We start from the raw sequence: 9,315 nt of genomic DNA on the forward strand, positions 1-9,315 counted from the left end.
TTTTGAAACAATACTTTTAATTCTGTCTAAAGCAGCTGCATCATCTTTAGCTTTAAAATCGGTAACCCCTGAAATTTCACAATGTGTCGTTGCGCCACCAAGTGTTTCATTATCAATAGTTTCGCCAATTGCAGCTTTTACTAAATAACTTCCCGCTAAGAAAATACTTCCTGTTTTGTCTACAATTAAGGCTTCATCACTCATAATTGGTAAATACGCCCCACCAGCTACACAACTTCCCATAACGGCAGCAATTTGGGTAATTCCCATACTGCTCATAATGGCGTTATTTCGAAAAATACGTCCGAAATGTTCTTTGTCAGGAAAAATTTCATCCTGTAAAGGCAAATACACACCCGCCGAGTCTACCAAGTAAATAATTGGTAAACGGTTTTCCATAGCAATTTCTTGTGCTCTTAAATTCTTTTTACCAGTAATTGGAAACCAGGCACCTGCTTTTACAGTTGCGTCATTGGCTACTACTATGCATTGTTTCCCTTTAATATATCCAATTTTTACGACCACACCTCCAGAAGGGCATCCGCCGTGTTCTTCGTACATACCTTCTCCTACAAAGCCACCAATTTCAATACTTTTGGCATTGCTGTCTAATAAATAATCGATACGCTCTCTGGCTGTCATTTTGCCTTCAGCGTGTAATTTATCAATACGTTTTTGACCGCCACCTAATTTTACTTTCGCAAATTTTTGCAACATATCTGACACCAAAAGTTTGTTGTGGTCTTCGTTTTTATTGAAATTAATATCCATTTTTTTATAAGTCTAATTCGAAAGTTTGTCTAAATATTTCTATGTTAGGATTTAACTCCTTAAAATGTTTGTATTTTTCTTCGTTGGTATAAATTACTTTAGGTTTGTAGGTTTCAATTACCGTTATTTTAATTTTCAAATCGTAATTGCGTAAATTTGTTTTTAGGTAACTTACTAATTCAGAATTCGTATTTTCAAAATCTTCTTTAGAACCTTGATTTGGAAATTCTAACAATATATTGGTGCCCATTAATACAGGTTTGCTCAATCGCATATAACTTGCAAATAATTTTTTCCCTTTATTTTCTAAAATATCTATAAATTCATTCCAATGTTTTATGGCATCTTCCTGTGTGAATGGATCGGCTAAATGTTCGCCTACAGATAAAGTTTCTGATTTTGCTAAATTAGAAACATCTGCTTTTTGTTTTAACCCTTTAATAGATAAAGAAGAAATTCGATTACTGGTATCTATTGTAGGCGTAAGTTTTTGCTGAATCTGTTCTATTTTTGCCTCTACTTTTTCTTCCGCTTTTGGAAATTCTTCTTGAATCACTTCTATTATTTCAGGTGCTGAAACAATTTGTGGTTGAATTGATATTTGTGGAGATTGACTTTTTTGAGTTGAATCAAAGAAAGTAGAAGGTATTATATAATATTTAACTTTTTTTTTTCGGCATCATGTGTTAATGAAGCCAATTGCATAAGTGTAAGTTCAACAAACAATCGTTGATTTTGACTCACTTTATATTTTAAATCGCACTCATTAGCAATAGAAATCCCTTGCAATAAAAACTCTTGAGAAGCTTTTTGTGCCTGAACAGCAAATTCTTGTTGTGTTTGTTCACTGACTTCTAACAACGAAAGTGTTGCTGGATTTTTACAAACCAATAAATCTCTAAAGTGTGAAGCTAAACCAGCAACAAAGTGGTGTCCGTCAAATCCTTTCGATAAAATATCGTTATACGTTAAAAGTAATTGCGGAATATCGTTCTCTAAAATTAAATCGGTAACTTTTATATAATAATCGTAATCTAACACGTTTAAATTTTCAGCAACAGCTTGTCGCGTTAAATTATTTCCACAATACGAAACTACTCTGTCAAATATAGACAAAGCATCACGCATGGCACCATCAGCTTTTTGCGAAATGATTCGAAGCGCTTCTTCTTCAAACTGCACATTTTGATTTTGTGCAATTTCCATTAAATATTCTTTGGTATCGTTTATCGTAATTCGTTTAAAATCGAATATTTGACAACGAGACAATATGGTAGGAAGAATTTTATGTTTTTCAGTCGTAGCTAAAATAAAAATAGCGTGCTTTGGTGGTTCTTCTAATGTTTTCAAAAACGCATTAAATGCCGAAGCGGAAAGCATGTGCACCTCATCAATAATGTATACCTTATATTTACCGGTTTGTGGTGGGATACGAACTTGGTCGATAATACTTCTAATATCATCAACACCATTATTAGACGCGGCATCTAATTCGAAAACATTAAAAGAGAAATCTTCATTCGGATCATCGTATCCTTCCTGGTTAATTTTTCTGGCTAATATTCTGGCACAAGTTGTTTTTCCAACACCACGAGGTCCTGTAAAAAGTAATGCTTGTGCTAAATGGTTGTTTTCAATTGCATGTAACAAAGTATTCGTAATAGCAAGTTGCCCAATAACATCTTTAAATGTTTGAGGTCGGTACTTTCTGGCTGATACTATAAATTGTTCCATAACGTATTATTGATAGCAAATATAGATTTAAAATACGAAATGTCAAAAGTGAAAAGTAAAAAGTTATTAAGAATTTGTTAGTCATAAACTTTATAATACAGATTAAAGAAATTTATAAAATTTATATGATTTCTTTAATCTGTGTTTCTAAATTTAATTCAGAAATTCAATTTAATTCATAAAAAACGCCCAATTTGAATTATCTTTGCCAAGCAGACCGCCTTATCGCTTCTAATTTATTAGGAGAGGAAAGTCCGGACACCAAAGAGAAGCATAGCGGGTAACGCCCGTCACTCCGATGTATCGGAGGAGGACAAGTGCAACAGAAAGTATGTACAGGTTAAGCTGTAGTGAAACCAGGTAAACTCTATGCGGTGAAATTTCAAGTATATCAGCATTTAAGGGTTTCTCGTCCGTTGTTGAAGGGTAGAAAGATAGATTCCGCGAGTAATTTCGGAACTAGATAAATGATAAGGCTCCAATTTTATTGGAGACAGAATCCGGCTTATAGGTCTGCTTTTTTTAAAAAAAATGTTAAAAATTAGTTAACAATTAATCTACTATTATCAATTACATAACATTAATTTAACATTGTGTTTTTACATTTGCCTCACAATTTTAACTTTATAAAAAGATGAGCTTTAAAAACATTTTAAATTTTTTCTCTCCAAAAGACAAAACATTTTTTCCATTATTCGAGGAAGCGACTAATAAATTAACAAAACTTTCTGATGCATTACACGAAGGAGTTAATGCTTCTAAAACAGAAAGAGAAAATTATTTTAAAAAAATTGATGAATTGTCTGAAAGTATTGAGAAAATTTCTCATAAAATGAATATCGAATTAAGTAAAAATTTTATTACTCCATTTGATAGAGAAGATATTCACTCTTTAATGACTACTATAGAAGATGTTGCAAGTAATTTGCAAGAAGCATCTAATAGAATTAGAATGTATCAAGTAGAGAAAATTACCAAATCAATCAGAAAAATCACAGAAATTAACCTGGAGGCTTGTCAGCTTATTATGGTTTCTGTGAAAGAATTGAAAGAAATGAGTAATTTCAAAAATATTTTTGAATCGGTTAAGAAAATAAACAAGTTAGATAGAAAGTCGGATTCTGTTTTTGAAAAAGCGATTGCTGATATTTTTGAAAACGAAACTGACGTTAAAAATATCATCAAATATAAAGAAGTATTAGCTTCTTTAGATAAAGCTTCAGATAAATGTAAGGCTGTGGCACGAGTATTAGAAGCGGTAGCTGTTAAACATTCTTAATTAAGTACTATGTTTACATTATTAATAGTAATTATAGTAATTGCATTGTTGTTTGATTTGGTTAACGGGTTTCACGATGCCGCCAATTCAATAGCAACTGTAGTTTCTACAAAAGTGTTGTCACCAACACAAGCTGTAATTTGGGCTGCCTTTTTCAACTTCATCGCCTATTGGGTATTTGATATGAGTGTGGGAAATACAGTAGCAAAAACAGTGGATGGTTCTGTAATTAATCTTTGGGTAATTTTATCTGGATTATTGGCAGCAACTGTATGGAATTTATTAACATGGAAATTAGGAATTCCGTCTTCATCATCACATACATTAATTGGAGGTTTTGCAGGTGCTGCTGTTGCACATGCAGGTTTCGGAGTTCTAAATTTAGAATCTATTGGTTTTACAGTTTTGTTTATTTTCTTAGCGCCATTTATTGGAGGTATTATATCTTTCTTTATTGCTATGGTGACGATTCAAAGAAGTTTCTTCAAAAAAATCAGTATTTCTATTTTAATATCTGTGTTAACGGTTTATGTAACATATGCATTAAAAGATACTTTAGATATTAAGCCGATTATGATTTGGATTATAGGATCATTATTAGCATTATTCATTATAGTATATTGTTGGTACGAAATTGTAAACGGTAAAAATCCTTCGCATACTAAAGAAGGAAATATGTATAAAAAACTTCAGTTATTATCTTCAGCTGCTTTTTCTTTAGGACATGGTGGTGCCGATTCTCAAAAAGTAATGGGTATTATTTGTGCTGCTTGTATCGTTTATGCAAATGGTTATAGAACAAATCCTGATGCAAATATGCCAGACTTTGTTAAAGAACATAATCTTTTAAATACAACAGAAATTCTTCAAGTTGTATATAAAAATGATGAGGGAAAAATTAAGAAGTTTAAACCTGCGGTTGGTGTTTTTGGAAAAGATACTTTGTTTGTAGATGGTAAAAAAATTATTGATTTATCAACTGGCGAAAAAATATATGAAGATGAAAAATTAAATTCAAAGGTTAATGTTTCTACTAATCCTTTTTTATCATCATTAATTAAAGATAAAGTAGATATAAAAAACTTTGAAAAAGCCTCAAAAAAACTTACTAAATTAGAAGTATATTCGGATAAAAAAGACATCAAAGATGTTGTTACTAACGAAGTAATATTTAAAGGCAAAGAAATTAATCCTGATTACAGATACGCTAAAATCTTTTCAAAATACATCGATAAAGAAGGTAAATTAATAGAAGGTCATAAATTAGAAACGAAAGTAACTAAAGACACGATGCCAACTTGGATTGCATTTGGATGTTATTTAATGATTGGTTTAGGTACTTTAATGGGAGGTTGGAAAATCGTAAAAACGATGGGAACCAAAATTACCAAAGTAACTCCACTTGAAGGCGTTTGTTCTGAAACAGCTGGTGCTTTAACTTTATTTACAGTTTCTCAAATGGGTGTGCCGGTTTCAACTACACATACTATTACGGGTTCTATTATTGGAGTAGGAGCAACCAAACGTTTAAGTGCGGTAAGATGGGGTGTAACTATTAGCTTATTATGGGCTTGGATATTAACCATTCCTGTTTCGGCATTAATTGCAGCTTTGTTTTATTATATTACAACTTTATTTGTATAAAAATATTATAATTTTTTATAAAAACCGTTTCATTTGAGACGGTTTTTTTGTGAAAAAAAAGTATATGTTAAGTTATTGTAAATTTTAATAAAATATCTTAAAGATAAGTTAATATAAAATGTATTTACAGTTAAGTTCTTAACATTAAATTTGCAATCTAAATACAATTAAACAACTAATTCTTAACATTGCAAAGTAAACACAAATGAAAAAATTATTTTATATTAATTTATTTGTTTTTTTTATTTCTATTACATCATTTTCTCAAAATTCTATTGAACCGAAAGTGAATAATAAAGAACTCATAGAGATTAAAAATGAAGAATCATTAAAGAAAAAATGGTTTGAATTAGTTAATATTAGAGGTTATGTTCAAGTTAGATATAATAAATTATTAGAAACAAATTCTAACTTAGGCTGTGAGCAATGTGATAGATCTTGGGGAGGAAATAATAGTTTTTTTATAAGACGTGGAAGGATAATTTTATCAGGACAAGTTCATGACAGAGTTTTTATTTACATACAACCTGATTTCGCATCATCTGCAGGTACTACTAATCATCTTTTTCAAATAAGAGATGCTTATTTTGATTTATCATTAGATAAAGATAGAGAATACCGTTTTCGTATAGGACAAAGTAAAGTTCCTTTCGGATTTGAAAACATGCAATCGTCTCAAAATCGATTATCATTGGATAGAAATGATGGCTTAAATAGTGCTGTTTCAAATGAAAGGGATTTGGGTGTGTTTTTCTATTGGGCTACAAAACAAAAAAGAGAGTTGTTTAAGAAATTAGTTGATGATGGTTTAAAAGGTAGTGGCGATTATGGTTTACTTGGAATAGGTATTTATAATGGACAAACAGCTAATTCAATTGAAAGAAACAATAATCAGCATGTTGTAGCTAGATTTACCTATCCAATAGAGTTTGATAACGGACAAATTTTTGAAGCGGGTATTCAGGCATATAATGGTAAATATGTTGTAAATACTTTAACTACTGGTACTGCAAAAGCAAAATTAGAAAATAACAATCCAGAATATTTAGATCAAAGAACGGCAGCTTCTTTAATTCTATATCCAAAACCTTTTGGATTTCAAGCCGAGTATAACATTGGGCGTGGTCCAAGATATAACCCAGCTTCCAATACTATTGAAAATAGCCACCTTGAAGGAGGGTATGTGTTGTTAAATGCAAAAACAAAAATTAAAAATAATATTGTATTTCCATTTTTGAAATATCACTATTACAACGGAGGTAAAAAGCATGAATTAGATGCAAGAAGTTATAAAGTAAATGATTTAGAAATAGGAATTGAATGGCAACCTTTTAAAAGTTTTGAATTAGTTGCAGATTATACAATTTCATCTAGACGATATGAAGACGCTGTTTTATCTGATAACAAACAAACTGGAAGTTTGTTGCGATTGCAAGCACAATTTAATTTTTAATAAAAAAAGCCGATTTTCAAAATAGAGAATCGGCTTTTTTTATGTTTCATCATTTGTTAAAATTAACATAAAATTTTTAGCATTTAAGTAACATAAATGTATATTTAGTGTCTTATATAATAACTAACCAAAAAAATAGCATTATGTTGAAAAAATCAATACAAATTTTATTTTGCTTTTTGCTTTTAGGCACCCTTGAAAGTGTGGCACAAAAGAAAGACCAAAAAAGTAAAAATGCTCCTGCACCGCCAGCAGCAGACGCAAAAAAACCAGAGGCTAAAAAAGAACCAAAACCGTACAAAAAAGTAATTGACTCTACAGCCGTTACGCAAAAAGGTCTAATTGATGTACATAAAGTGGCAGACAAATATTTATTTGAAATTTCTGATGCTTTAATTGGTAAAGAAATTATGACCATTACCAGATATTCTAAAACTCCTGCTGGAGGTGGAATTTTTGGTGGAGAAGAAATTAACAGACAAGTTGTTCGTTTTGAAAAAGGTCAAAATAATACCATCATTTTACGTTCAATTACGTATGTAATTATGACTCCAGATGAAGATAAACCAATTACAAAATCGGTAAAAAATTCTAGTGCCGACCCAATTATTGGTATTTATGATATTTTGGCTTATAAAAAAGACGAAACTGGAAAAAACAATATCGCAAGCGTAATCGATATGAACGCGGCTTTTGATGCTGATTTACAAACGTTTTCTTTGAATTCAATTAACAAGCAAATGTTAAGCATTCAGGCGTTTCAAAAGGACAAATCGTTTATTCAGTTTATAAAAAGTTTTCCAATCAACACGGAAATTAGAACTACAAAAACGTTTACAACTGTAGCACCTCAAATTTCAAGAACGCCAATGCCTAAAATTGGTGTTGATTTTCCAGCAGCTCTTGATGCGGGTGTAGTTACAATGGAATTAAATACATCGTTTATTTTATTACCAGAAAATCCAATGCGTAAAAGAACTTTTGACAAAAGAGTAGGTTATTTTGCCAACGGATACGATGTTTTTGAAGAAGATTCTCAAAAAGCAGATACAGATGTTTTTGCTGTTAGATGGCGGTTAGAACCAAAAAATGAAGAAGACGCTCAAAAACAAAAAAGAGGCGAACTAATTGAACCAAAAAAACCAATCGTTTATTATTTAGACCCTGCTACGCCAGATAAATGGAAACCTTTTATCAAACAAGGTATCGATGATTGGCAAGCTGCATTTGAATTTGCAGGATGGAAAAACGCCATTCGTGGTGAATATTGGCCAGAAAATGATCCAACAATGAGTTTAGAAGATGCACGTTTTTCTGTATTAAGATATTTTGCTGCAGAAATTCAAAATGCATACGGACCTAATGTACACGACCCAAGAACGGGTGAAATTATGGAAAGTCATATTGGATGGTACCACAATATTATGAGTTTATTACGCGATTGGTATTTAATTCAAACGGCTGCAGTAGACCCAAATGCGAGACATAAAAAATTAGACGACAAATTAATGGGTGAATTAATTCGTTTTGTGGCAGCTCACGAAGTAGGTCACACGCTTGGTTTACGTCATAATATGGGTGCAAGTAATGCCACTCCAGTAGAAATGTTAAGAAATCCAGAGTTCCAAAAGAAAAACGGACATACATCATCAATTATGGATTATGCACGTTTCAACTATGTTGCTCAACCAGAAGATAATGTGAAAGATTTATTTCCAAGAATTGGAGATTATGACAAATGGGCAATCAAATGGGGGTATTCTTATTTTAAAGATGCTGCCGATGAAAAAGTGGAAAAAGCATTGTTAAATGAAATGACTAAAGACGCTTATAAAGACAGAAGACTTTGGTTTGGTACAGAAACAAATCCATACGATCCTCGTTATCAAACAGAAGATTTAGGAGATAATTCTATGAAAGCATCAGCTTACGGAATTAAAAATTTAAAAAGAATTTTGCCTAATCTAACGGAATGGAGTAAAGAAAACGGTGAAGATTATTCTGAATTAGAAGGATTATATAATTCATTAGTTGGACAGTTTAGAAGATATATGGGGCACGTAACTAAAAACGTAGGTGGTGTTTATGAAAACCCAAAAACCTATGATATGGCAGGAAACGCATACGAAGTTACACCTTCTGTAATTCAAAATGAAGCAGTAGCCTTCTTAAATGAGCAATTGTTTAAAACGCCAACTTGGTTATTAAATCAAAATATTATTTCTAAAATAAAAGGCGATGTAGGTGTGGATGCGATTAAGAGTATGCAAGATGCAACACTTTCAAGTTTATTATCAAATGATAGATTGGTTCGATTAATAGAAACTTCATCGCTAAATAAAGCTAATTATTCAGTTGATGAATTAATTTCAGATTTAAGAAGAGGTATTTTCTCAGAATTAAAATCGAATGCTGCTATTGATATTTACAGAAG

At 31.4% G+C, this 9,315-nt stretch carries 7 protein-coding genes and 1 other RNA gene; 5 read left to right on the top strand and 3 right to left on the bottom strand.

The annotated features are described in order from the left end of the window. The 3 genes from ACIQ11_RS06255 to dnaX all read right to left on the bottom strand — a co-directional run. Nucleotides 1-771, bottom strand: a 771-nt coding sequence (locus tag ACIQ11_RS06255; RefSeq protein WP_396153819.1) for a carboxyl transferase domain-containing protein, incomplete at its 3' end; no start/stop codon positions are given. A 4-nt stretch (nt 772-775) separates the two neighbouring features. Continuing rightward, nucleotides 776-1,327, bottom strand: coding sequence for a hypothetical protein (locus ACIQ11_RS06260; protein WP_396153821.1), 552 nt, complete (start codon nt 1,325-1,327; stop codon nt 776-778). Nucleotides 1,328-1,419: 92 nt separating this feature from the next. After that, nucleotides 1,420-2,505 (bottom strand): DNA polymerase III subunit gamma/tau, encoded by a 1,086-nt coding sequence (gene dnaX / locus ACIQ11_RS06265; RefSeq protein WP_396149774.1) that lies wholly within the window; start codon nt 2,503-2,505, stop codon nt 1,420-1,422. A gap of 209 nt (nt 2,506-2,714) precedes the next feature. Between dnaX and rnpB the strand changes: the two genes are divergently transcribed. The 5 genes from rnpB to ACIQ11_RS06290 all read left to right on the top strand — a co-directional run. Continuing rightward, nucleotides 2,715-3,029, top strand: an RNA gene (gene rnpB / locus ACIQ11_RS06270) — RNase P RNA component class A. 110 nt (nt 3,030-3,139) lie between these two features. After that, complete coding sequence (locus ACIQ11_RS06275) at nt 3,140-3,784, top strand: DUF47 domain-containing protein (RefSeq protein WP_396153823.1); 645 nt, start codon at nt 3,140-3,142, stop codon at nt 3,782-3,784. Between the two features lie 9 nt (nt 3,785-3,793). Beyond that, nucleotides 3,794-5,428 (top strand): anion permease, encoded by a 1,635-nt coding sequence (locus ACIQ11_RS06280; RefSeq protein WP_396153825.1) that lies wholly within the window; start codon nt 3,794-3,796, stop codon nt 5,426-5,428. A gap of 205 nt (nt 5,429-5,633) precedes the next feature. Continuing rightward, nucleotides 5,634-6,881, top strand: coding sequence for a porin (locus ACIQ11_RS06285; RefSeq protein ID WP_396153827.1), 1,248 nt, complete (start codon nt 5,634-5,636; stop codon nt 6,879-6,881). A 143-nt stretch (nt 6,882-7,024) separates the two neighbouring features. Beyond that, on the top strand, nt 7,025-9,315 hold a 2,291-nt coding region (locus tag ACIQ11_RS06290), incomplete at its 3' end, for a zinc-dependent metalloprotease (RefSeq protein WP_396153829.1).

It is taken from the genome of Flavobacterium sp. (genome assembly GCF_044361065.1).
In the GTDB taxonomy this organism is placed as follows: Bacteria; Bacteroidota; Bacteroidia; order Flavobacteriales; family Flavobacteriaceae; genus Flavobacterium.